The 22,739-nt window shown below is 61.5% G+C and carries 20 protein-coding genes and 1 riboswitch; of the genes, 12 read left to right on the forward strand and 8 right to left on the reverse strand.

Features of this window, described 5'->3' with window-relative positions:
* The first annotated feature begins 88 nt into the window (after positions 1 to 88).
* The 8 genes from trhA to hydA all read left to right on the forward strand — a co-directional run bounded on the left by trhA (position 89) and on the right by hydA (position 7,810).
* Positions 89 to 706: a PAQR family membrane homeostasis protein TrhA gene (trhA, locus tag M1E04_RS01320; protein ID WP_192135498.1), complete on the forward strand. Its 618-nt coding sequence runs from the start codon at positions 89 to 91 to the stop codon at positions 704 to 706.
* 307 nt (positions 707 to 1,013) lie between these two features.
* A complete protein-coding gene (locus M1E04_RS01325) occupies positions 1,014 to 1,790 on the forward strand; it encodes a transporter substrate-binding domain-containing protein (protein WP_065991205.1) in 777 nt (258 codons plus the stop codon).
* 52 nt (positions 1,791 to 1,842) lie between these two features.
* Complete coding sequence (locus tag M1E04_RS01330; RefSeq protein WP_192135494.1) at positions 1,843 to 2,520, forward strand: amino acid ABC transporter permease; 678 nt, start codon at positions 1,843 to 1,845, stop codon at positions 2,518 to 2,520.
* Entirely contained in the window at positions 2,517 to 3,251 is a 735-nt protein-coding gene (locus M1E04_RS01335) for an amino acid ABC transporter ATP-binding protein (protein WP_456292260.1), read from the forward strand. Before M1E04_RS01330 ends, M1E04_RS01335 begins: the two co-directional genes overlap by 4 nt.
* 21 nt (positions 3,252 to 3,272) lie before the next feature.
* A complete protein-coding gene (locus M1E04_RS01340; protein ID WP_456292261.1) occupies positions 3,273 to 4,520 on the forward strand; it encodes a cysteine desulfurase-like protein in 1,248 nt (415 codons plus the stop codon).
* Between the two features lie 18 nt (positions 4,521 to 4,538).
* The gene (locus M1E04_RS01345) at positions 4,539 to 5,411 is read left to right on the forward strand and encodes a MurR/RpiR family transcriptional regulator (protein ID WP_065991210.1); all 873 of its coding nucleotides are present in this window, start codon (positions 4,539 to 4,541) and stop codon (positions 5,409 to 5,411) included.
* A 52-nt stretch (positions 5,412 to 5,463) separates the two neighbouring features.
* Positions 5,464 to 6,360: an allantoinase PuuE gene (locus M1E04_RS01350; RefSeq protein ID WP_065991211.1), complete on the forward strand. Its 897-nt coding sequence runs from the start codon at positions 5,464 to 5,466 to the stop codon at positions 6,358 to 6,360.
* Between the two features lie 13 nt (positions 6,361 to 6,373).
* A complete protein-coding gene (gene hydA, locus M1E04_RS01355) occupies positions 6,374 to 7,810 on the forward strand; it encodes a dihydropyrimidinase (RefSeq protein ID WP_192135488.1) in 1,437 nt (478 codons plus the stop codon).
* 512 nt (positions 7,811 to 8,322) lie between these two features.
* On the opposite strand, the gene M1E04_RS01360 is transcribed toward hydA, so the two are convergent.
* Both M1E04_RS01360 and M1E04_RS01365 read right to left on the reverse strand, forming a co-directional pair.
* Positions 8,323 to 9,042, reverse strand: a complete 720-nt coding sequence (locus M1E04_RS01360; RefSeq protein WP_456292262.1) for a 16S rRNA (uracil(1498)-N(3))-methyltransferase — start codon at positions 9,040 to 9,042, stop codon at positions 8,323 to 8,325.
* 59 nt (positions 9,043 to 9,101) lie between these two features.
* Positions 9,102 to 10,508: an adenosylmethionine--8-amino-7-oxononanoate transaminase gene (locus tag M1E04_RS01365; protein WP_065991214.1), complete on the reverse strand. Its 1,407-nt coding sequence runs from the start codon at positions 10,506 to 10,508 to the stop codon at positions 9,102 to 9,104.
* A gap of 235 nt (positions 10,509 to 10,743) precedes the next feature.
* Here M1E04_RS01365 and M1E04_RS01370 point away from each other — a divergent pair, with 235 nt between their 5' ends.
* The 3 genes from M1E04_RS01370 (at position 10,744) to M1E04_RS01380 (ending at position 13,951) form a co-directional block, all read left to right on the forward strand.
* On the forward strand, positions 10,744 to 12,567 hold the full coding sequence (locus M1E04_RS01370) for an FAD-dependent oxidoreductase (RefSeq protein ID WP_456292263.1): 1,824 nt from the start codon (positions 10,744 to 10,746) through the stop codon (positions 12,565 to 12,567).
* Positions 12,568 to 12,771: 204 nt separating this feature from the next.
* Entirely contained in the window at positions 12,772 to 13,323 is a 552-nt protein-coding gene (locus M1E04_RS01375) for a cytochrome b (protein ID WP_065991217.1), read from the forward strand.
* Between the two features lie 31 nt (positions 13,324 to 13,354).
* Positions 13,355 to 13,951 (forward strand): YceI family protein, encoded by a 597-nt coding sequence (locus M1E04_RS01380; RefSeq protein WP_065991218.1) that lies wholly within the window; start codon positions 13,355 to 13,357, stop codon positions 13,949 to 13,951.
* 133 nt (positions 13,952 to 14,084) lie between these two features.
* Here the strand turns inward: M1E04_RS01380 and M1E04_RS01385 are convergent, their stop codons facing one another.
* From M1E04_RS01385 to ahcY, 4 genes are all read right to left on the reverse strand, one after another.
* A complete protein-coding gene (locus M1E04_RS01385; protein ID WP_065991219.1) occupies positions 14,085 to 15,998 on the reverse strand; it encodes a DEAD/DEAH box helicase in 1,914 nt (637 codons plus the stop codon).
* Between the two features lie 278 nt (positions 15,999 to 16,276).
* Entirely contained in the window at positions 16,277 to 17,086 is an 810-nt protein-coding gene (locus M1E04_RS01390; protein WP_456293136.1) for a substrate-binding periplasmic protein, read from the reverse strand.
* 155 nt (positions 17,087 to 17,241) lie between these two features.
* Positions 17,242 to 18,087 carry a methylenetetrahydrofolate reductase [NAD(P)H] gene (metF, locus tag M1E04_RS01395; RefSeq protein WP_296308877.1) on the reverse strand — a complete coding sequence of 282 codons (846 nt, stop codon included), beginning with the start codon at positions 18,085 to 18,087 and terminating at the stop codon, positions 17,242 to 17,244.
* A gap of 181 nt (positions 18,088 to 18,268) precedes the next feature.
* The gene (gene ahcY / locus M1E04_RS01400; protein WP_192135060.1) at positions 18,269 to 19,678 is read right to left on the reverse strand and encodes an adenosylhomocysteinase; all 1,410 of its coding nucleotides are present in this window, start codon (positions 19,676 to 19,678) and stop codon (positions 18,269 to 18,271) included.
* A 21-nt stretch (positions 19,679 to 19,699) separates the two neighbouring features.
* Positions 19,700 to 19,808: riboswitch (S-adenosyl-L-homocysteine riboswitch) on the reverse strand.
* A gap of 196 nt (positions 19,809 to 20,004) precedes the next feature.
* On the opposite strand from ahcY, the gene M1E04_RS01405 reads away from it, so the two are divergent.
* Complete coding sequence (locus tag M1E04_RS01405) at positions 20,005 to 20,409, forward strand: acyl-CoA thioesterase (RefSeq protein WP_133775566.1); 405 nt, start codon at positions 20,005 to 20,007, stop codon at positions 20,407 to 20,409.
* On the opposite strand, the gene otnI is transcribed toward M1E04_RS01405, so the two are convergent.
* Positions 20,399 to 21,196: a 2-oxo-tetronate isomerase gene (otnI, locus tag M1E04_RS01410; RefSeq protein ID WP_065991224.1), complete on the reverse strand. Its 798-nt coding sequence runs from the start codon at positions 21,194 to 21,196 to the stop codon at positions 20,399 to 20,401. The genes M1E04_RS01405 and otnI overlap by 11 nt on opposite strands.
* 22 nt (positions 21,197 to 21,218) lie before the next feature.
* The gene (locus M1E04_RS01415) at positions 21,219 to 22,676 is read right to left on the reverse strand and encodes a GntT/GntP/DsdX family permease (RefSeq protein WP_192135056.1); all 1,458 of its coding nucleotides are present in this window, start codon (positions 22,674 to 22,676) and stop codon (positions 21,219 to 21,221) included.
* Positions 22,677 to 22,739 lie beyond the last annotated feature (63 nt).

The raw sequence follows: 22,739 nt of genomic DNA on the forward strand, positions 1-22,739 counted from the left end.
CTCGATAACACGACACAATGCGTTGTCATTGCGGTTCAGAAGCAGGACCCTTGACGCGTGTCGTGCAACTTAGAGAGGTAGTGTGCGGATGTACTACGGAGAAAAATTCAACGCCTGGACCCACTTGGTGGGCGCGATTCTGGCGACGATCGGTGCGGTCTGGATGCTGGTTGTCGCGACGATGGCCGGAGACATCTGGAAGATCATCAGCGTGGCGGTCTACGGTGTGGCCCTGGTGATGCTGTACAGCGCGTCGACGGTTTATCACAGCGTTCGCGGTCGGGCGAAAGTGATCATGCAAAAGGTCGATCACTTTTCCATCTATTTGCTCATCGCCGGCAGCTACACGCCGTTTTGTCTGGTGACGCTGCACGGGGCGTGGGGCTGGACGTTGTTCGGCATCGTCTGGGCGCTGGCGATCATCGGGATTCTGCAGGAGATCAAGCCCCGCTCCGAAGCCCGCGTGATGTCCATCGTCATTTACGCGGTCATGGGCTGGATTGTGCTGGTCGCGGTCAAGCCGCTGATCGCCGCGCTGGGCATGGCCGGATTCGTCTGTCTGGCGCTGGGGGGCGTGTTCTACACCGTAGGGATCATTTTCTTCGCGTTCGACACCAAGGTCCGACACTTCCATGGGGTCTGGCACCTGTTCGTCATCGCCGGCAGCCTGCTGCACTTTGTCGCGATCATGCGTTACGTGTTGTGAGGCTGGGCATCGCTGACCCAGCTCCTGCACATTCGGATCTTACGCAGCGTACGTAGTTGGGCGATCCATGCGCTGCTTCGGTGCATGGCGTCCTTCAAATCACTGATCACTTTCTGTACACCCCACAGCCTTGCGCGCTTTCCCTTCTGCACCAATGCGGATAACTTCCGCACCCGATTGAAGCATTTAATTCATTTATTTTATTTGTTGAATTATTTGATTCGTCATCCTAGTCTGATCCTCGAAACGCCCCCCTCTTGTGGTAAGGCGGCCTTCTTGAACTGACTGATCAATCGGGGAGCAAGACATGAATGTGAAAGTACTCTTGAGCATGGCCGTGGCAACCGCCTTTTCCGCATCCACCTGGGCCGCTGACTGGACCGTCGGCGCCAACGTGGGCAACGTGCCGTGGGAGTTTCAGGACGCCAAAGGCGAGATCGTCGGCTTCGAAGTCGACGTGGTGAAGGAAGTCGCCAAGCGCGCCGGCAAGACCGTGGAATTCGTCAACATCCCGTTTAACGGCCTGTTCAGCGCCGTGCAGTCCAAACGCGCTGACATCGCCATTTCCTCGATCACCATCACGCCCAAGCGCCTTGAATCGGTCGGCTTCGCCCAGCCGTATTACGACAGCGACCAATCCCTGTCCGTGCTCGCCAAATCCGGCATCAACGGCCTGAAAGACATGGACGGCAAAGTGGTCGGCGTCGACACCGGCTCCACCGGCGACATGTGGGTCAACGCCCATCAGGCCGAATACAAATTCAAGGAAGTCTCACGCTACGAAGGGCTGTCGCCTGCGATGCTCGACCTCGCGTCCGGCCGTATGGACGGCTACATCAGCGATATCCCGGCGGTCCTGTACTACATCAAGGACAAGCCGCAGTACAAAGTCGTCGCGAAAATTCCTACCGGCGAGAAGTACTCGTTGATGCACGCCAAGGGCTGGGCCTCAGCCGGTCAGGTCAACGACATCATTTCCACGATGAAGAAAGAAGGCGTGATCGCCGACTTGCACAAGAAGTGGTTCGGTGCCGACGCTGATCCGGAGTCCAGCACCGTTAAAGTGGTCGATGTGCTCAAGTAAGCCCTGACCGCTCACGGCCCCGCCAGTCACTGCTCGCCACCAAGGAATCGCAATGGAGTTGTTAGAAACGTTCTTCAACTGGAGCGTGTTCGTCGATGCGCTGCCACTGATGCTCCGCGGCCTGGGCGTGACGGTGATGCTTGGCGTGGTCAGCATCATTCTCGGCCTGGTGGGCGGGCTGGTGCTGGCGATGCTGCGGTTGTACGGGTACGCGCCGGTGCGGTTTCTGGCGCGGGTGTACATCGACGTGCTGCGCTCGATTCCATTGCTGGTGCTGTTGGTGCTGATCTATTACGCGCTGCCGTTTGTGGGCATTCGCCTGTCGTCGTTCGCGGCGGCCACGGCGGCGCTGTCACTGGTGTCCTGCGCGTACTCGGCGGAGATTTTCCGCTCCGGCATCGAAGCCATTCCGCGCGGTCAGTTCGAAGCCTCGGCGTCCCAGGGCATGAGCTTTTTCAACACCATGCGCGACATCGTCCTGCCCCAGGCGATGCGCATCGTCATGCCGCCGATGACCAGCAACTGCATCAACGTCATGAAAGACACCGCGCTGGCGTCCGTCGTGGCGATGCCCGATCTGCTCAAACAAGCCACTCAGGCCCAGGCACTGTCAGCCAACCCGACACCGCTGGTGGGCGCGGCGGTCATGTACTTGTTGCTGCTTCTGCCGCTGGTGCAACTGGTGAGCTGGATCGAGCGGCGTAACGGCGCCGGGAGGAAAAGCGCATGAGCACCGTCATCGAAATGGAAGGCGTGGCCAAATTCTACGGGCCATTCCAGGCCCTGACCGACATCAACCTGACCGTCGATCAAGGCGAAGTGGTGGTGATTCTCGGGCCATCGGGCTCCGGTAAATCGACACTGATCCGCTGCATCAACCTGCTGGAGGAGTATCAGCAGGGCGACATCCGCGTCGGCAGCCAACGCGTTGAAACCGGCCCGAAGCTGGCCGGCATCCGTTGCGAAGTCGGCATGGTTTTTCAGAATTTCAATCTGTACCCGCACCTCACCGTGCTCGCCAATGTGGCCCTGGCGCCGGTCCGGGTGCGCGGCATGTCTCGGCGTGACGCCAATGAACGTGCGCGCCTGCTGCTGGAGAAAGTTGGCATGGGCGCCCACGCGGCGAAATACCCGAGCCAGCTGTCCGGCGGCCAGCAGCAGCGCGTGGCCATCGCCCGGACCATGGCCATGGAACCACGGGTGATCCTGTTCGACGAGCCCACGTCGGCGCTCGACCCGGAGATGGTCGGCGAAGTGCTGGACGTCATGCAGAACCTCGCCCGCTCGGGCGTGACCATGGTCGTCGTGACCCACGAAATGGGCTTTGCGCGCAGGGTCGCCGACCGGGTGATCTTCATGGAGAACGGCCGAATCATCGAACAGAACAACCCGCACGATTTCTTCACGGCCCCGCAAGAGCCGAGAACCCGCGCGTTTTTGCAGGCCATCCTGCATCACTGATCAGACTCTGGAGCTCATCCCTTGAATGCCTTGGACATCGATTACGTACGCAGCCAGTTTCCCGCCCTCGGCAGCGGCTATGCCTACCTGGACAACGCCGGCGGCTCTGCCGTGCTCAAGCCGGTCGCCGCTCGAATTACCGATTACTTGCTCAACAGCGCCGTCCAGTTGGGCGCGTCCTACAGTGAGTCGGTAGACGCTGGCGCACGTGTGATGAAGGCGCGGGAATCGGTCGCACAACTGATCAACGCGCGCTACCCGGAAGAGTGCGTGATGGGCGGCTCGACCACCCATTTGCTGCAAATCCTCTGCCGCGCCATCGCCCCGTCGATCAATCCCGGTGACGAAATCATCGTCACCAACTGCGACCACGAAGCCAACATCGGGCCGTGGGTAAGGCTGTGCGAAGACCGCGGCGCGACCTTGCGCGTCTGGGCCGTCGACGCCCAGAGCATGGACCTGGAATTGGCTGATCTGGATGCGCTGCTCAGCGACAAGACTCGCTACCTGGCCATGACCCACGCGTCGAACATCCTCGGCAGCGTCAACCCGGTCGCCGAAGTGGCGCGCAGGGTGCACGCGGTCGGCGGCAAGTTGTGCGTCGATGCCGTGGCCTACGCGCCCCATCGGCTGGTCGATGTGCAGGCCAGCGGCGCCGATTATTACGTGTTCAGTTTCTACAAGACCTTCGGCCCGCACTTCGCCGTGCTGTGGGGCAAACGCGAGGCGTTGCTGGAGCTGCCGAGCCTGAACCACTTTTTCATCGGCCAGGAGGTCATTCCCTACAAGCTTCAGCCCGGCAACCTGAACTACGAGCTGTCCTACGGCTGCATCGGCATCAGCGATTACCTGATCGACATCGGCCGACGCCTCGGCGCCAGCGGCAGCGAACGCCAGCTGATGCAGGCGGCGTTCGATGCCTTTGAAGTCCAGGAAGACCTGTTGGCCGAAACGCTGCTGGCGTTTCTGCGGGAGACGCCGGGTGTACGAATCATCGGAAAATCCCGTGTGACCGATGGTGATCGCGTGCCAACCATCAGCTTCGTGGTGGAGGGCATTCAGTCGGAAGCCATCGTGCGCCGCGTGGACAATCACCGTATGGGCATCCGCTTTGGTGACTTCTATGCGCGCCGCCTGATCGAACAGTTGGGGCTGACCCCATACGGCGGCGTGGTTCGTGTGTCGATCGCCCACTACAACAGCGTCGATGAGCTGAATCGTCTGGTGGAGCATCTGGCCCAGGCGATCACAGAACTGCGTCCATCCTGACTTCTATCGAGCCTTTTTATGCCTGTACCCCAAACCCTGGCCGAGCTGCGTGCCGCCATCGTCGAACATCAGGAACGCCTGACCGCGCGGCAGCGTGACGCGGCGCATTACCTGAACGAGCACCCCCACGATGTGGCGCTGAACACGGTCGCGGCGCTGGCGAAGATCTCCGGCATCCCGTCGTCCGCGTTCATTCGGCTGGCCCAGGCGTTGGGCTTCGGCGGGTTCAGCGACCTGCAGCGCCTGTTCAAGCAGCCGTTGCAGCAGGCCGGGCAGGGCAGCTTTAAAGAGCGCATCCGGCACTATCGCGGCGAGCAGTTGCTCGATGACCCCACCGATGTGGGCGCCATGCTTTCGGCATTCAGCCGCGCGAATATCGTCTCGCTGGAGCACTTGGCCGAAGGCGAGCAAGTCGAGGCCATCGAGCGCGCCATCGAGCTGTTGGAGCAGGCGCGCACCACCTTCGTGGTCGGCATGCGTCGCTCGTTTCCCATGGCGTCCTACCTGAGTTATGCACTCAGCCGTGTCGGTCGTCGTGCCGTACACATCAGCGGTCTGGGCGGCAGCCTGCGCGAACAGGTCGGTGCGCTGCACGGCGATGATGTGCTGGTGGCGGTGAGTTTTCCGCCGTACGCGCAGGAAACCATCGACGCCTGCCAGCAAGCGGTCGCCGCGGGGACGCCCATCGTGGCGATCACTGACAGCATTCTCAGCCCCATCGGACAAACCGCGTCGGTGATGATCGAGGTCAACGACGCCGAGCTGCTGGGCTTTCGCTCGCTCACCGCTGCGTTCTGCATTGCGCAGACCCTGGCCATGGGCCTGGCCTTTCGCACCGGCCAGAACCTCGATGGCCCCGACCATGATGCATTGAAAACCATCGACTGCTGAGCCCTGGCTTGGTGGTCTGCCGACTGTTCGAACGTTGCAGGAGTAGGCTTTTATGGCATCACCCATTCGAGATCTGGTCGGCTACGGCCGGCAGCGCCCCCAAGGCACCTGGCCCAACGGCGCGCGTCTGGCCGTCAACTTTGTCATCAACTACGAAGAAGGCTCGGAGCGCTCCCTCGCCATGGGCGACCCTGACCAGGAGAGCATGACCGAGTGGGGCAGTTATCAGTTTCCCGACGGCGTGCGCAATCTGGCGATGGAGTCGATGTACGAGTACGGCGCCCGCGTCGGCATCTGGCGCATCCTCGACATCCTGCAACAGGCCAACGTCCCGGCGACCTTTCATGCCTGTGCGGTGGCCTTCGAGCAGAACCCGGATGTCGCCAAAGCGGCTGTCGAGCTGGGCCATGAAATCTGCAGTCACGGTTATCGCTGGGAGGAGGTCTTCCGCCTGACCGAGGCCGAGGAGCGCGAGCACATTCGCCTGGCGATCGAGTCGTTCGAACGCACCTGCGGCAAGCGTCCGGTGGGCTGGTATTGCCGCTACGGCGCCAGCGTTCATACGCGTCGGCTGGTGGCGGAAGAGGGCGGGTTTCTCTATGACTCGGACGCCTACAACGACGACGTTCCGTATTTCGTCGACGTCGAGGGCAAGCAACATCTGGTGGTGCCGTACACCAGCGACGTCAACGACTTCCGCTACTGGAACTCGCCGGGCTTGTCTCAGGCGTCCGATTTCCTCGAGTACATGAAGGAAAGCTTCGATGTGCTGTACGAAGAGTCGGCCGACGGCCTGCGAATGATGTCCATCGGGCTGCACCCACGCATGGTCGGACGTCCGGGTCGTGTCCGCGCGATCAAGCATTTCATCGAGTACGCCCAGGCCCGCGAAGGCGTCTGGTTCACCACCCGCGAAGAGATCGCCAAGGCCTGGCTGACCCGCGCCTGAGGGAGTGAACGACATGCAGGCTTTTGATTTGATCATCCGCAACGCCAATGTGGTGACGGCGGCGGACGGTTTCCTGTGCGACATCGGCGTGCGCGACGGCCGAATCGTCGCGCTGGGCCTTGGCCTGCAAGGTGCCGCAGAGGAAGTCGATGCGCGAGGGCGAACCGTCACCCCCGGCGGTATCGACAGCCATGTGCATCTGGATCAGCCGACCGGTGATGGTTCGGTCATGGCCGATGACTTCGAAAGCGGCACCCGCTCGGCAGCCTGTGGCGGGACTACAACGGTGATTCCCTTTGCCTGCCAGCAGAAGGGCCAGACCCTGCGGGCGGCGGTGGAGGATTACCATCGGCGTGCGGACGGTCGGGCGCTGATCGATTACGCGTTTCACCTCATCGTCACCGACCCTACCGAAGACGTGCTGCGCCGCGAGTTGCCCGAGCTGATTGCCGAGGGCTACACCTCCTTCAAGATCTACATGACCTATGACGCGCTGAAGCTCAACGACCGGGAGATTCTGGAAACCCTGTCGGTGGCGCGGGCCGAAGGCGCGATGGTGATGCTGCACGCGGAAAACAGCGACTGCATCGCTTGGTTGACCGAGCGCCTGCTCGCCGCCGGCCATAAAGCGCCGCGTTATCACGCCACGTCGCGGCCGATGCTGGTCGAGCGCGAAGCCACGCATCGGGCCATTGCGCTGGCCGAGCTGGTCGATGTGCCGATTCTCATCGTGCATGTGTCCGGACGCGAGGCCATCGAGCAGATCCGCTGGGCGCAGAGCCACGGCTTGAAGGTGTACGGCGAAACCTGCCCGCAGTATCTGTTTCTCACCGCGGATTCCCTTGGCTGCGATGACAGCTTCGAAGGCGCAAAATGCATCTGCAGCCCGCCGCCGAGAGACGCTGGCAATCAGCAAGTGGTCTGGGACGGCCTGCAGAATGGCTCGTTCGAAGTGTTCTCATCGGATCACGCGCCGTTTCGCTACGGCGGCCCGGACGGCAAGCGTGCCCACGGCGAGACGGCGCCGTTTTCAGAAGTAGCCAATGGCATTCCGGGCGTCGAAACGCGCATGGCGCTGCTCTGGTCGGAAGGCGTGCGCAAGGGGCGAATCAGCCCGCAGGCGTTTGTCGCGCTGACGGCCACTCATGCGGCGCGGCTGTACGGGTTGTATCCGCGCAAGGGCAGCATCGCCATTGGCTCGGATGCGGATCTGGTGATCTGGGATGAGGACCTGGACATCGAGCTAACCAATGAAATGCTGCACCACAACGTCGATTACACCCCGTACGAGGGGATGCGCTTGAGTGCATGGCCGGCGATGACGTTCGCCAGAGGGGAGCGGGTCTGGGACGGCAGTTCGTTGGGTGAACCGGGGCGCGGAGAGTTTCTGCCCTGCGCCCGGCCGGAGCCTGCGAAAGCCCGGCGTCGAGCGTCGGAATTACCGGAGTGAGGACTAAATCACTGGCGGATGTACGCGACCCTTGTAGGACTGGCTTCAGCCGGGAAGGGGCCGGTGTGCGCACCATCAATCTTGCGGCGTGACGACTGACGCCTTCCCGGCTGAAGCCGGTCCTACAAGGGATCGGGGCCGGTGTGCGCACCATCAATCTTGAAGCGTGACGCCTGACGCTTTCCCGGCTGAAGCCGGTCCTACAAGGGATCGGGGCCGGTGTGCGCACCATCAATCTTGAAGCGTGACGCCTGACGCTTTCCCGGCTGAAGCCGGTCCTACAAGGGATCGGGGCCGGTGTGCGCACCATCAATCTTGAAGCGTGACGCCTGACGCTTTCCCGGCTGAAGCCGGTCCTACAAGGGATCGGGGCCGGTGTGCGCACCATCAATCTTGCGGCGTGACGACTGACGCCTTCCCGGCTGAAGCCGGTCCTACAAGGGATCGGGGCCGGTGTGCGCACCATCAATCTTGCGGCGTGACGACTGACGCCTTCCCGGCTGAAGCCGGTCCTACAAATCCCCCCACAACTGTTGCGCGATGCTCAGCGCCACCACTGGCGCGGTTTCGGTGCGCAGCACGCGGGGGCCGAGGCGGGCGGCGTGGAAACCGGCGTCCTGTGCCTGGGCCACTTCGGCGTCATTCAGCCCACCTTCAGGACCAATCAAAAAGGCCAGACTGCCGGGCTTTTCATGGCTGGTCAGCGGCGCCGCGACCGGGTGCAGCACCAGCTTCAAGTCCGCCTCCGTCTGCTTGAGCCACTCGGCCAGAGTCACCGGCCCATGAATCACCGGCACCACGGAGCGCCCGCACTGTTCGCAGGCGCTGATCGCGATCTGCTGCCAATGGGCCTGACGCTTCTCCGCACGCTCATCTTTGAGACGCACTTCGCAGCGCTCGCTGATGATCGGGGAGATTTGCGTCACGCCCAGTTCGGTGGCTTTCTGAATCGCCCAGTCCATCCGCTCACCCCGGGAGAGGCCCTGGCCGAGATGGATCTGCAAGGGCGACTCCGGCTGACCGGCAAAGCTTTCGCTCACCTGCACCCGCACCTGCTTTTTGCCGACTTCCGCCAGCGTGGCGCGAAACTCATGGCCCGAACCATCGAACAGCTGCACCGCGTCGCCTTCGGACATGCGCAACACGCGGCTGATGTAATGGGCCTGGGCCTCTGGCAGTTCGTGCTCCCCGACGCTGAGGGTGGCATCGACGAAAAAGCGGGACAGTCTCATGGTTGTGTCTCTAAAGATTGTGTTGAATGCAGCGCCTGGAGAATGGGTGTAACGGCCTGCTAGCCCGGATCACGAAAATCCGGATGGAAGTTCTCTCTCACCGCCACACTCACGCTGCTGCGCGTCGCGATGTCGATCCCTTCGGTCGCTACATCGGCCAGGAAGTCGATCTGCTCCGGTGTGATTACGTAGGGCGGCAGGAAGTACACCACGCTGCCCAGCGGACGCAGCAAAGCACCTCGGGTCAGCGCGTGCTCGAACACCTTGAGCCCGCGCCGCTCCTGCCACGGATACGGCGTTTTAGTGGTCTTGTCCTGCACCATCTCGATGGCAATCGCCATCCCGGTCTGCCGCACTTCAGCGACGTTCGGGTGATCGACCAGATGCGCTGTCGCGGTCTTCATGCGCTGGGCCAGCGCCTTGTTGTTTTCGATGACGTTGTCCTGCTCGAAAATATCCAGCGTCGCCAACGCCGCCGCGCACGCCAGCGGGTTGCCGGTGTAACTGTGGGAGTGCAGAAACGCGCGCAGCGTCGGGTAATCGTCGTAAAACGCGTCGTACACATCATCGGTGGTGATGCACGCCGCCAGCGGCAGATAACCGCCGGTCAATGCTTTGGACAGGCACAGGAAATCCGGACGGATGCCGGCTTGCTCGCAGGCAAACATGGTTCCGGTGCGGCCGAAACCCACGGCGATCTCGTCATGAATCAGGTGCACGCCATACCGGTCGCAGGCCTCGCGCAGCAGCTTGAGGTAGATCGGGTCGTACATGCGCATGCCGCCCGCGCCTTGAATCAGCGGCTCGATGATCACCGCCGCGACGCTGTCGTGATGCTCGGCGAGGGTTTGCTCCATCACCGCGAACATCGTCCGGGTGTGCTCTTCCCAGCTCACGCCTTCAGGCCGGTGGTAGCAGTCCGGGCTTGGCACCTTGATGGTGTCCATCAGCAGCGCTTTGTAGGTCTCGGTGAACAGCGGCACGTCACCGACCGCCATCGCCGCCATGGTTTCGCCGTGGTAGCTATTGGTCAGGGTGACGAAGCGCTTCTTGTCCGGCTTGCCGCGATTGAGCCAGTAATGAAAGCTCATCTTCAGCGCGACTTCGATGCAGGACGAACCGTTGTCGGCGTAGAAGCAGCGCGTCAGGCCTTCGGGCGTCATCGCCACCAGACGCTCGGACAGCTCGATGACCGGCTGATGGCTGAAGCCTGCCAGGATCACGTGCTCCAGTTGATCGACCTGATCCTTGATGCGCTGATTGATGCGCGGGTTGGCGTGGCCGAATACGTTGACCCACCAGGAGCTGACCGCGTCGAGGTAGCGCTTGCCTTCGAAGTCCTCCAGCCAGACCCCTTCGCCGCGCTTGATCGGAATCAGCGGCAGTTTTTCGTGGTCTTTCATCTGGGTGCAGGGGTGCCAAAGGACCTTCAGGTCGCGCTGCATCCACTGGTCGTTAAGGCCCATTACTCTTCTCCACATAGCGGCTCGCATGGCGCGAGGGCAAACAATCGCGCAAGCCTATGCAATGGATGCCAGCGGGACAACCTTTAGCGTGTTGTTTAAATCGCCGCGAGCGCCGCTTTCGAGCCTGACGGACATTGCTGGCGGGCGTTTCGCGGCTCGCGTATCCTTCGCGCTCTTCGAAAAATCGGACAACAAAATCCGACAATTCCCCCCGTTTTTCTCCGGAGTTCGCTGAATGCTTTCTGGTTGGCTGCGCGCCTGTGCGCTGGTGATGGTTGGGATGGTCAGCGCTTCAGCGCTTGCCGTGGATAAACCGCATACGGTGATCGTCGTCGGCGGTGGTCTGGCGGGACTCACGACGGCTTACGAGCTGCAGAGCAAAGGCTGGCAAGTCACCTTGCTGGAAGCCAAACCCACCGTCGGCGGCCGCTCCGGTCTGGCCGGCAGCGAGTGGATCGGCAACGCCAAGGCCCAGCCGGTGCTGAATCAGTACATTGATCGCTTCAAGATCAAGGCGGTGCCCGCGCCGGAATTTGTGCGGACCCCGAGCTACCTGATCGAAGGCGAGTACTTCACTGGCGCCGACCTGGCGACCAAACAGCCGGCGACCGCCGAAGCCATCAAGCGCTACGAAGCAGCGGTGGATGACCTGGCCCGTTCGATCACCGACCCCGACAACCCGGCGGCCAACAGCACCCTGTTTGCGCTGGACCAGATCACCGTCTCCAACTGGCTGGACCGTCTGAGCCTGCCAACGACCGCGCGCCAACTGATCAATCAGCAGATTCGTACGCGCTACGACGAACCTTCGCGTCTGTCGCTGCTGTACCTCGCACAGCAAACACGGGTCAATCGCAACGTCGACGACCGCGACCGCCGCGCCGCTCGCCTGCCGGGTGGTAGCGCCGTGCTGGCCGAGGAGTTCGTCAAACAGCTGAAAGTCATCAAGACCAATTCGCCGGTGTCGGCCATCAATCAGGACAAGGACGGCGTGACCGTCAAGGTCGGTTCGCTGGGCTACGAAGCCGAATATGTCGTGTTGGCCGTGCCGTTGCGCGCACTGAGCAAGATCCAGATGACCCCTGCACTGGACGCCCAGCGTCTGGGCGCGATCAAGAGCACCAACTACGGCTGGCATGACCAGATCATGCTCAAGTTCAAGACCCCGGTCTGGGACAGCAAGGCGCGCATGTCCGGCGAGATCTATAGCAACACCGGACTCGGCATGTTGTGGGTCGAGCCTGCGCTGAAGGGCGGCGCCAACGTCGTGATCAACCTGGCCGGCGACAACGCCCGCATCATGCAGGCGTTCGGCGACAAGCAGCTGGTGGATCAAGTGCTGATCCGCATGCAGGCGTTCTACCCGCAGGCGCGCGGCGCGTTCACCGGCTACGAACTGCGTCGCTCCAGCATTGACCCGTCCAGCGGCGGTGCATACCTGGCCTTCGGCCCGGGCCAGATCAGCAAATACTGGCGCTTGTGGGAACGACCACTGCAGCGCGTAGCCTTTGCCGGCGAGCACACCGACACCTTGTACCCAGGCACCCTGGAAGGCGCATTGCGTTCAGGTCAGCGTGCGGCGATTCAGGTGCAGGGCCTGTCTGAAGGCAAGTCGTACGAGCCGGTCAAAGCGCCGCCTCCGAAGGCCCCTGAACCGGCCAAGGATAGCAGCGGCGGCATTGGCGGCTTCTTCTCGAACATGTTTGGCGGTTCCAAGCCTGAGCCGAAACCGGCCGAGAAAGCCCCGGCGCCTGCTCCGACCCCGGCTCCAGCGCCTGCCCCGGTAACGCCGCCGCCAGCGCCAGTGGTTGAACCCGCCAAGCCTGCGGTCGTGGAGCCTGCGAAAAAGGCCCCGGCCAAGAAAGAACCGGCGAAGAAGGAGCCCGTCAAAAAGGCTCCGGCCAAACCGGCAGCCACCCACAAAGCCCCTGCCAAAACCGACGCTGCGAAAAAAGCGCCGGCCAAGGCCACGGGTGACAAGGCAGCACCGGCTACTCCGGCTACTCCGGCGGCTCCGGCAACGGCTCCGGCAGCACCGGCGACCGACAGCAAAAACTGATCGGTAACGGCTGAAAGCAAAGGCGCGGCTTGATACCGCGCCTTTTTTTCGCCTGGATAAAACGTAACGCTGGCTTAATCTCATTCGGACGAAAATATGTCAGGAGATTTCAATCGGATTTCCTGATTCTTCAAAGCAACATTTTGCGCTTTCTTTCGATAGGTAAAGCGCTAGTCTCTCCTCGGCCCTCACAGGATATTCAGCATGCAGTTACGCAACTCATCTTCTCGCTATGGCTGGGTCAGCATCGTTTTGCATTGGGGTGTCGCGCTGACGGTGTTCGGCATGTTTGCGCTAGGGTTGTGGATGGTAGGGCTGGGCTATTACGACACCTGGCGTAAGGCCGGCCCTGACCTGCACAAGAGCATCGGCATCACGCTGTTCCTGTTCATGCTGATCCGGGTGATCTGGCGCTTCGTCAGCCCGCCGCCAGCAGCGCCTGCCACCCACAGCCGGTTTGTGAAAACCGCTGCGAAACTGGGCCATGCGTTTCTGTATCTGGACCTGTTTTTGGTGATGTTCGCCGGTTACCTGATTTCCACCGCAGACGGTGTCGGGATTCCGGTGTTTGGATTGTTCGAAGTGCCTGCCTTGATCAGCGGACTGCCCGACCAGGCAGACGTCGCAGGCACCGTGCACTTGTACCTGGCCTGGACCCTGGTGATTTTTGCAGGACTCCACGGGCTGGCCGCTTTGAAGCATCACTTCGTTGATCGTGATGCCACCCTTGTACGTATGCTTGGCCGCAAGGCCTGATACTCAATTCAACTAGAAAGGAAGACGACGTATGTTGAAAAAGACACTTGCTGCACTGGCCCTGGGTACCGCGCTGCTGACGGCCGGTCAGGCAATGGCCGCTGATTACACGATCGACAAGGAAGGCCAACACGCCTTCATCAACTTCAAGATCAGCCACCTGGGCTACAGCTTCATCTACGGCACGTTCAAGGACTGGAACGGCACTTTCAGCTTCGACGCCGCCAAGCCTGAAGACAGCAAGATCAGCATCGACCTCAAGACCGCCAGCGTCTTCACCAACCACGCTGAACGTGACAAGCACATCAGCAGCAAGGACTTCCTCGACGTCGCGACCTATCCTGACGCCAAGTTTGTTTCCACCAAGGTCACCAACATCGGCAAGAATGCTGACGGTAAGACCACGGCTGACGTGATCGGCGACCTGACCCTGCACGGCGTGACCAAGCCGGTCACCGTCAAGACTACCTTCCTGGGTGAAGGCAAGGATCCATGGGGCGGCTACCGTGCCGGCTTCGAGGGCACTACTTCGATCAAGCGTTCTGATTTCGGCAAGATGATGGACCTGGGTCCACAGTCCGACACCCTGGAGCTGGACATCTCGTTCGAAGGCGTCAAAGCCAAGTAAGACGCGTTGTCGTGGTGATGAAGCGCCGACCTTTGGGTCGGCGTTTTTGTGTGTGGCATTGCTTGAATCACGCAAACAAAAACGCCCCGAACCAGTCGGGGCGTTTTATTGGCTGCGTAACAACCGGCGCTGCTTAACCTTCGCGGTTGCGGGTCAGCAGGGCTGGTTTTTCACCGCGTGGGCGGCTTGGCAACTGATCAAGTTGTTCAGCCGAAGGGAAACGATCGCCCTTGGACTCTTTGTGCATGATCTTCGGTGCTGGCTGACCGTCGCGAGGCCCGCGTACCGCTGGCTCCTGACGCGCTGGCTGGTCTTCGCGCGCCGGACGACGAGCACGAGGCTGGTCTTCGCGACGAGCCTGACCGTCACGGCCGGAACCGTTGCGAGGACCGCTGCGTTTGGCCGGTGCGCCGGCGGCGTCGGTGCTGGCGGAGCCGCCAGTGGCCGAACCACTGCGCGGACCGCTACGGCCTGGCGCCTGACCGCGAGGTGCCGGTGCGGCGCCCGTTGCAGGAGCGCCCGGGCGACGGCCGCGGCTCTGGTTCTTGTTCTGGTACGGGCTGACGTAGTCGGCACGGTTGCCGAAGTTATCCACTTCGTCATCCAGGAACTCGTCAGGTGCGCGATTAGCACCCGCAGCCGCTGGCTGCGACTGACGTGACTCGCTCGACGGGGTGCCCTGACGCGGCTTTTGAGGGCGCGCCGGACGTGCCGGGCGCTCGCCCGAAGGTGCTGCCGCGGCCGTTGCCGGCTTTTCCTTGCCCTTGTCTTTGCCTTTGTCCTTGCGACCGCCGCCACCGCCGCCTCCGTTTGGGCCGTCGCCACGCGGGCCACGGGCATTGCGCGGGTTACGCACATCCGGACGCTCGCGGACTTCCGGCTTCTCGGCTTCGACGGCCGTGATGTCGAAGCCCATCAGATCGCCGTCGGCAATCTTCTGCTTGGTCATGCGCTCGATGCTTTTCAGCAGCTTCTCTTCGTCCGGCGCAACCAGCGAGATCGCCTCGCCGCTACGGCCTGCGCGACCGGTACGACCGATGCGGTGCACGTAGTCTTCGTCGACGTTAGGCAGTTCGAAGTTGACCACGTGGGGCAACTGGTCGATGTCCAGACCACGGGCAGCGATGTCGGTCGCGACCATGATGCGAACGGTGCCGGCCTTGAAGTCGGCCAGCGCTTTGGTGCGTGCGTTCTGGCTCTTGTTGCCGTGGATCGCCACAGCGCTGAGGCCGTGCTTATCCAGGTACTCGGCCAGGCGGTTGGCGCCGTGCTTGGTGCGGGTAAACACCAGCACCTGTTCCCACGCGCCTTGAGTGATCAGGTGCGCCAGGAGCGAGCGTTTGTGGTTGGCCGGCAGGCGGAACACACGCTGCTCGATACGCTCGACCGTGGTGTTCGGCGGCGTGACTTCAATGCGTTCCGGGTTGTGCAGCAGTTTGCCGGCCAGCGCGGTGATGTCCTGGGAGAACGTTGCCGAGAACAGCAGGTTCTGACGCTTGGACGGCAGGCGTGCAAGGACTTTCTTCACGTCGTGAACGAAGCCCATGTCGAGCATGCGGTCAGCTTCGTCCAGGACAAGGATTTCAACGTGGGACAGATCGACGCTGCCCTGACCGGCCAGATCGAGCAAACGACCCGGGCAGGCAACCAGTACGTCAACGCCGCGTGCCATGGCCTGAACCTGCGGGTTCATGCCGACACCGCCGAAGATGCAGGTACTGACGAACTTGAGGTTCTTGGCGTAGATCTTGAAGCTGTCGTGGACTTGAGCGGCCAGTTCACGAGTAGGGGTCAGGACCAGAACACGCGGTTGGCGCGGGCCGTGACGCTGGGATTTGTCCGGATGACCGTTGGGAAACAACCGCTCCAGGATAGGGAGGGCGAAACCACCGGTTTTACCAGTACCTGTCTGGGCGGCGACCATCAGATCGCGGCCTTGCAACACGGCGGGAATGGCCCGCTGTTGCACTGGGGTAGGCTGGGTGTAGCCAGCAGCCTCGATGGCGCTGACTAAAGCCTCGGAGAGACCGAGGGAAGCAAAGGACATGAGTAATCCTGTCTTGAGTTGGGGCCATAGAGGCCCAAATAGGGATGATCTTCCAGGCGCAGACTAAAGGTTCTGCACGTAACGTGAATGCGCTCGACCCTGCTGCGGTCATCGCACAGTCCTTGGAAGGTGCAATGGCGTCCGGTCCTGTGGAGGTCTGTAAGTTCAACTCGGGCAGGGGCGCTAAAAAGTGCGCTGCTGACGTGTTCGAGAAGTCTTCTGTGAGACCGTGCACCCGGGCGCAAGCCTGGCGGGGACGCCGGAGTATAACAGAGCAATCACAACGCGCTGCTTTCCTGCTGCTCAACGGTTTTATCGACCCTTTCCTCCGATTCTGCAGGGAGTGTCGTCGGCGTTTCGCCGGTGTACCGCTCCACCAGTTTCGCGTACGCGGGCTCACGCTTGAAACGCTTCAGTTCTGCACTGAACCGCTGGGCCAGCAGGTCCATGCCGGCATTGCGGCGCAGCGCCAGATACTGCCCCCGGTGATTGAGCACGGTCGGCAGCTGACTAACCTGGCCTTGGAGCTTGAGCCGCTCGATCATCTGCCGGCCCAGCAGGCGATCGGTCACCATCAGATCGATGCGGCCGCGAATCAGTTTGCCGAAGTTCGCTTCATGGCTCGGCGCAGGCTCTCGGATGAACGCCGTCGAGGTGTCGAACGCCGGGATGTATCGATAGCCCGGAGAGACGCCGATGGTCAGCCCGCGCAAGTCCTCCATGCTATTGAAGGCATGGGGCCTGGCATTGGCCTGAAACAGCACCCAGTCGATGCTCGACAACGGTTCGTCCGGATACAACAGATCAGCGCGCGCCTCGTCCTTGTTTATATCGAGAACACCGTCGGCCTCGCCTTCACTGAGCATCATCAGGCAGCGCTTCCAGGGGAGAAACTGCCACTCGACGTCGATGCCCAGGCGTTCGAACACAATCGCCGTGGTGTCGTAATCAAGCCCGGAGGCGTGGTTGCCGTCCACGATGACATAGGGTGACCAGGGTTCGGTGACGATCCGCAATTTCTCGCCCAGCGCGCTGAAGCTCAGGCAGGCCAGGAGGACAGCAACGGATAGGGGAAGGATGGGCGGCATGCGCGCGAGATTACGACGCAAGCTAACTAAATAGAAGTGATGATTCTCAACAAAAGCAGAAGGCAGGGCTCAAGGACGGGACTGGCAGGCTTCGGGGTGAAGAAGCCTGCCAGTGAAGCCAGCGACGTTTCAATCCGACTGGATTGAAACCGTTATCACGCAGAGAGCTTCAGATTGTTCCAGACCGCCAGGCTCGGTTCGGCCTGATTCAGCGTGTAGAAATGCAGGCCGGGGGCGCCACCGTGCAGCAGTCGTTCGCACATTTCAGTGATGACATGCTCGCCGAACGCTTGAATGCTGGCCGTATCATCGCCGTACGCTTCCAGCTGCTTGCGAACCCAGCGCGGGATCTCCGCACCGCACGCGTCCGAAAAGCGCGCCAGTTTGCTGTAGTTGGTGATCGGCATGATGCCCGGCACGATCGGAATATCCACGCCCAGCTTCTGCACGCGCTCGACGAAGTGGAAGTAGCTGTCGGCGTTGAAGAAGTACTGGGTTATCGCACTGTTGGCGCCGGCGTTGGCCTTGCGCACGAAGTTTTTCAGATCGTCTTCGAAGTTGCGCGCTTGGGGGTGCATCTCGGGGTAGGCCGCGACTTCAATGTGGAAATGATCGCCGGTTTCTTCACGGATGAAGCTCACCAGGTCATTGGCATAACGCAACTCACCACTGGCCATGCCCATGCCGGACGGCAGGTCACCGCGCAGGGCAACGATGCGTTTGATGCCGGCTTCCCGGTACTGCGTCAGCAAGCTGCGCAGGTCGGCCTTGCTGTCACCGACGCACGACAAGTGCGGTGCGGCGGGAATGTGCACTTCTTTTTCCAGCTGCAGCACGGTGTTGATCGTGCGGTCGCGCGTGGAACCCCCGGCACCGTAAGTGCAGGAGAAGAAACTGGGGTTGTAGCTGGCCAGCGTACGCGCCGTGGCAAGCAGTTTTTCATGACCAGCGTCGGTCTTCGTCGGGAAGAATTCGAAGCTGTAGCTACGGTCTTGGCTCATGGAGCGAGTCTCCAGCGGCAAGCTACAAGCCATAAGCTGCAAGAGTGGCCGTGCGCCGTATCCTGCAGATCAAGGCTTGTCACCTGGTGCTGCTAAATGCTTGGACGATTTAAAGCCTGACGCGGCAAGTCATGACAATGGTGATGCCTTTACTTGCCGCTTGAAGCTTGCCGCTTACTGCTTAGTAGCGATAAGCGTGCGGCTTGAACGGACCTTCGACGGTCACGCCGATGTAGTCGGCCTGGGTCTTGGTCAGCTTGGTCACGACGCCGCCGAAGCCGCGGACCATTTCCAGGGCCACTTCTTCGTCCAGCTTCTTCGGCAACACTTCAACGGTCAGACGCTCGGCTTTCTGGGCAGGGCTCAGGTCAGCGTACTTCTGGCCGAACAGGAAGATCTGCGCCAGCACCTGGTTGGCAAACGAGCCGTCCATGATGCGGCTCGGGTGACCGGTGGCGTTGCCCAGGTTCACCAGACGGCCTTCGGCCAGCAGGATCAGGTAGTCGTCGTTCTGAGGATCGAACGCGCCAGTGCCGGTGCGGTGAATCTTGTGCACTTGCGGCTTCACTTCTTCCCATGCCCAGTTCTTGCGCATGAAAGCGGTGTCGATTTCGTTGTCGAAGTGACCGATGTTGCAGACCACTGCGCGTTTTTTCAGCGCCTTGAGCATGTTGGCGTCGCAGACGTTGACGTTACCGGTGGTGGTGACGATCAGGTCGATCTTGCCCAGCAGTGCTTTGTCGATGCTCGCTTCGGTGCCGTCGTTCTCGCCGTCGATGAAAGGCGAAACCAGTTCGAAACCGTCCATGCACGCTTGCATGGCGCAGATCGGGTCGACTTCGGTGACCTTGACGATCATGCCTTCCTGACGCAGCGACTGAGCCGAACCCTTGCCCACGTCACCGTAGCCGATGACCAGCGCTTGCTTGCCGGACAGCAGGTGGTCGGTGCCGCGCTTGATGGCGTCGTTCAGGCTGTGACGGCAGCCGTACTTGTTGTCGTTCTTGCTCTTGGTGACCGAGTCGTTGACGTTGATCGCAGGGATCTTCAGTTCGCCCTTGGCCAGCATGTCCAGCAGACGGTGAACGCCCGTGGTGGTCTCTTCGGTCACGCCATGGACGCGGTCCAGGATGGCCGGGTATTTCTTGTGCAGCAGCTCGGTGAGGTCGCCGCCGTCGTCGAGGATCATGTTGGCGTCCCATGGCTGACCGTCCTTGAGGATGGTCTGCTCCAGGCACCACTCGTACTCGGCTTCGGTTTCGCCTTTCCAGGCGAAGACCGGAATGCCGGCAGCAGCGATAGCGGCAGCGGCCTGATCCTGAGTCGAGAAGATGTTGCAGGACGACCAGCGTACTTCGGCACCCAGGGCAACCAGGGTTTCGATCAGCACGGCAGTCTGAATGGTCATGTGGATGCAGCCGAGAATCTTCGCGCCCTTGAGCGGTTGATCGCCAGCGTACTTGCGACGCAGGCCCATCAGGGCTGGCATTTCGGATTCGGCAATGATGGTTTCGCGACGGCCCCAGGCAGCCAGGGACATGTCGGCGACTTTGTAGTCGTTGAAATCGTTGGGCGTCAGTACAGCACTCATAAAGAGTCTCCATTCGTAGGGTGCGAATGGGCGCCGTTGTGCGTTTAAAGCTTGACCGGCGGGAGGCCTGATCAAACAACGCCCTCTCCGAGCCTGACAGGTCTGACCTGCTGCAGCGCCCCTCGGACAGGTGGCGGGAAAACGGTAACAAGGTGTGATGACCGTTTTTTGAAGCGGTGGCGATTATCTTTCTTTGAGCTGCAAGTGGCAAGCTGCAAGCGGCAAGCGGTAAACAACAGCGGGCCTGCTTTTAACTTGCAGCTTCAGGCTTGAAGCTTGAAGCTGGGGCACATCCCCCACCGTCTCCCAAACACCCCGGAGCCTCCATGAACTTTCACACTCGCAAATGGGTAAAACCTGAAGACCTCAACCCCAACGGCACGTTGTTCGGCGGCAGTCTCCTGCGCTGGATCGACGAAGAGGCGGCCATCTACGCCATTGTGCAGTTGGGCAATCAGCGCGTTGTGACCAAGTACATTTCCGAGATCAACTTCGTCAGCGCCTCGCGTCAGGGCGACATCATCGAGCTGGGGATTACCGCGACCGAATTCGGCCGCACATCCATCACGCTAACGTGCCAGGTCCGCAACAAGATCACCCGCAAGAGCATTCTCACGGTTGAGAAAATGGTCTTCGTGAATCTGGGCGAAGACGGCCTGCCGGCGCCACACGGCAAGACCGAAATCACCTACGTGAAGGATCAGTTCAAGGAAGACGTGATCAACGAGTGATTGTGCTGCGTGCCTGCCAGTCACGCAGCCACTGCAGCCCTTCGGTGGTATCGCCTTTCGGACGGTACTCGCAGCCGACCCAGCCGGTGTAGCCCAGGCGGTCGATTTCTTCGAACAGCCACGGGTAATTCACTTCCCCCACGCTCGGCTCATGGCGGTCCGGCACGCCGGCGATCTGGATGTGGCCGATGCCGGCGAAGTCGCGGCGCAGCTTGCTGGTGACGTCGCCCTCGACGATCTGGCAGTGATAGCAGTCGAACTGCACCCGCAGATTGTCGGCGCCGACTTCTTTAAGCACAGCCTGGCCTTGATCCTGACGGTTCAGGAAGAAGCCCGGAATGTCGCGGGTGTTGATCGGCTCGATCAACACCGTCAGCCCGACCTTGGCCGCTTGTTGTGCGGCGAAGCTCAGGTTTTCCAGGTACACCGCGTGATGCTTCTGGCGCAAGTCTTCACTGGGCAGCAGGCCGGCCATGACGTGAATGCGGTCGTTACCCAGAACCGCTGCGTAATCCAGCGCTTTCTGGAAGCCGTCGCGGAATTCACCCTCCCGGCCAGGCAACGAAGCAATGCCGCGCTCGCCTTTGGAGAAGTCGCCCGGCGGGGCGTTGAACAGCGCCTGGGTCAGGCCGAAGTCGTCCAGACGCAGCTTGATTTCCTCAGCTTTGAAGTCGTACGGAAACAGGTATTCCACGCCCTTGAAGCCGTCACTCGCCGCAGCCGAGAAACGCGCCAGAAAGTCGTGTTGCGGATACATCATGCTGAGGTTGGCAGCGAAGCGAGGCATGGTTATCTCCTAGTTGAAGCCGTTAGACGAAAGGCCAGAGCAGCAGCGTCATCAAGAACCCGAGGGTGCCCAGAATGGTCACCAGGAAGGTCCAGGTGCGCAGGCCGTCGGCAACGTTCAGGCCCGCCAGTTTGGTGAACATCCAGTAACCGGCGTCGTTGATGTGCGACATCGCCAGACCGCCACCGCCCATGGCCAGACAGAGCAGCGCCATGTGGTTGGCGCTGAGGTTCAGCGTGGCGATCAGCGGGCTGAGAATGCCGGCCGTGGTGACCAGCGCCACTGTGGTCGAGCCCTGCACTGCTCGCAATAGCAGCGTCAGCAGAAAGCCCAGCGCGAGAACCGGCAGCCCGGTGTTGCGCAGCGCTTCGGACACCACTGCGCCGATACCGGTATCCACCAGCACCTTGCCGAACACGCCGCCAGCGCCCGCAATCAGGATCACCATCGCCACGCCGGGCAATGCCGAACCCACGACATCGGACACCTGACTGCGGCTCCAGCCACGGCGCGAACCCAGCAGCCATGCGCACAGCAATGTGTCGATCAGCAGTGCCACCAGCGGCGCGCCGAGAACGGTCAGCACGCTGCGCAGCATTGAGTCGGCCGGCAGCATCGTGGTCGCCAGCGTGCCGAGCAGGATCAGAATGATCGGCAGCAGAATCAGCGCGATGATGATGCCTGCACCCGGCGCCGGCGCCTTTGGCAGGCGTGCCGCCAGACTGCTGGCGTTTTCTTCAAGGCCCAGTTCTTTGGTGTGGGTCGCTTCAGACACCCGCGAATAATCGTTGTTGGCCCATGCCACCAGGTCTTCGTTGGTGACGTGAGAGCCATACACTTCGCTGCGAATATCGTCGGTCATCGGGTAGACCTTGCGGGTCATGCGCCCGGCAATCAGGTAACCGATCAGGCACAGAATGCCCACCATCGGCAGCCCGAACATCAACACGCGACCCAGGTCCGCACCCAGCTGGCCGGCTGCTGCGACGGCGCCCGGGTGCGGCGGCAGGAAGGCGTGCACCGACAGCAGCGCTGCGCACATCGGCAGCGCGTAAACCAGCAGCGGTTTACGTGCGGCACGGGCAACCCCGTAGGCCAGCGGCATGAGGATGATCACGCCCACTTCGAAGAATACCGGAATACCGACCATGAACCCCGCGACGGTCAGGGCCAGCGGCGTGCGGCGGTTGCCGAAGCGGTTGATCAGCGTCTTGGCCAGCGCCTCGGCGCCGCCGGACAGTTCGATGATGCGGCCGATCATGGCGCCAAGGGCAATGATGATCGCGATGTGGCCGAGGGTTTTGCCCATGCCGCCTTCGATGGTCGCCACTAGGTCGCTTGGTTTAACCCCGGCCACCAGCGCCACGATGATGCTGACCAGCATCAGCGCCACGAACGGTTGGAATTTGTATTTCAGGACCAGAAGCAGCAACAGCGCAATGCCCGCTCCGGCGACGATCATGAGGAATAGAGGAGTCATGTTGTGTCCCGTTGTTATTGTTTTCCGGCGAGGCCGGTCCGCCGAAAACCGGAGGGCCGGTTT

Source organism: Pseudomonas sp. AK106 (genome assembly GCF_053903055.1).

What these genes read in the sequence shown, in the direction of transcription:
- trhA (WP_192135498.1), top strand. Translation starts at nt 89, where the DNA reads ATGTACTACGGAGAAAAATTCAACGCCTGGACCCACTTGGTGGGCGCG.
- M1E04_RS01415 (WP_192135056.1), bottom strand. Translation starts at nt 22,676, where the DNA reads ATGACTCCTCTATTCCTCATGATCGTCGCCGGAGCGGGCATTGCGCTG.
- M1E04_RS01360 (WP_456292262.1), bottom strand. Translation starts at nt 9,042, where the DNA reads ATGAGACTGTCCCGCTTTTTCGTCGATGCCACCCTCAGCGTCGGGGAG.
- M1E04_RS01325 (WP_065991205.1), top strand. Translation starts at nt 1,014, where the DNA reads ATGAATGTGAAAGTACTCTTGAGCATGGCCGTGGCAACCGCCTTTTCC.
- M1E04_RS01370 (WP_456292263.1), top strand. Translation starts at nt 10,744, where the DNA reads ATGCTTTCTGGTTGGCTGCGCGCCTGTGCGCTGGTGATGGTTGGGATG.
- metF (WP_296308877.1), bottom strand. Translation starts at nt 18,087, where the DNA reads ATGAGCCAAGACCGTAGCTACAGCTTCGAATTCTTCCCGACGAAGACC.
- M1E04_RS01350 (WP_065991211.1), top strand. Translation starts at nt 5,464, where the DNA reads ATGGCATCACCCATTCGAGATCTGGTCGGCTACGGCCGGCAGCGCCCC.
- M1E04_RS01365 (WP_065991214.1), bottom strand. Translation starts at nt 10,508, where the DNA reads ATGGGCCTTAACGACCAGTGGATGCAGCGCGACCTGAAGGTCCTTTGG.
- M1E04_RS01345 (WP_065991210.1), top strand. Translation starts at nt 4,539, where the DNA reads ATGCCTGTACCCCAAACCCTGGCCGAGCTGCGTGCCGCCATCGTCGAA.
- hydA (WP_192135488.1), top strand. Translation starts at nt 6,374, where the DNA reads ATGCAGGCTTTTGATTTGATCATCCGCAACGCCAATGTGGTGACGGCG.
- M1E04_RS01380 (WP_065991218.1), top strand. Translation starts at nt 13,355, where the DNA reads ATGTTGAAAAAGACACTTGCTGCACTGGCCCTGGGTACCGCGCTGCTG.
- M1E04_RS01390 (WP_456293136.1), bottom strand. Translation starts at nt 17,086, where the DNA reads ATGCCGCCCATCCTTCCCCTATCCGTTGCTGTCCTCCTGGCCTGCCTG.
- ahcY (WP_192135060.1), bottom strand. Translation starts at nt 19,678, where the DNA reads ATGAGTGCTGTACTGACGCCCAACGATTTCAACGACTACAAAGTCGCC.
- M1E04_RS01330 (WP_192135494.1), top strand. Translation starts at nt 1,843, where the DNA reads ATGGAGTTGTTAGAAACGTTCTTCAACTGGAGCGTGTTCGTCGATGCG.
- M1E04_RS01385 (WP_065991219.1), bottom strand. Translation starts at nt 15,998, where the DNA reads ATGTCCTTTGCTTCCCTCGGTCTCTCCGAGGCTTTAGTCAGCGCCATC.
- M1E04_RS01335 (WP_456292260.1), top strand. Translation starts at nt 2,517, where the DNA reads ATGAGCACCGTCATCGAAATGGAAGGCGTGGCCAAATTCTACGGGCCA.
- otnI (WP_065991224.1), bottom strand. Translation starts at nt 21,196, where the DNA reads ATGCCTCGCTTCGCTGCCAACCTCAGCATGATGTATCCGCAACACGAC.
- M1E04_RS01405 (WP_133775566.1), top strand. Translation starts at nt 20,005, where the DNA reads ATGAACTTTCACACTCGCAAATGGGTAAAACCTGAAGACCTCAACCCC.
- M1E04_RS01375 (WP_065991217.1), top strand. Translation starts at nt 12,772, where the DNA reads ATGCAGTTACGCAACTCATCTTCTCGCTATGGCTGGGTCAGCATCGTT.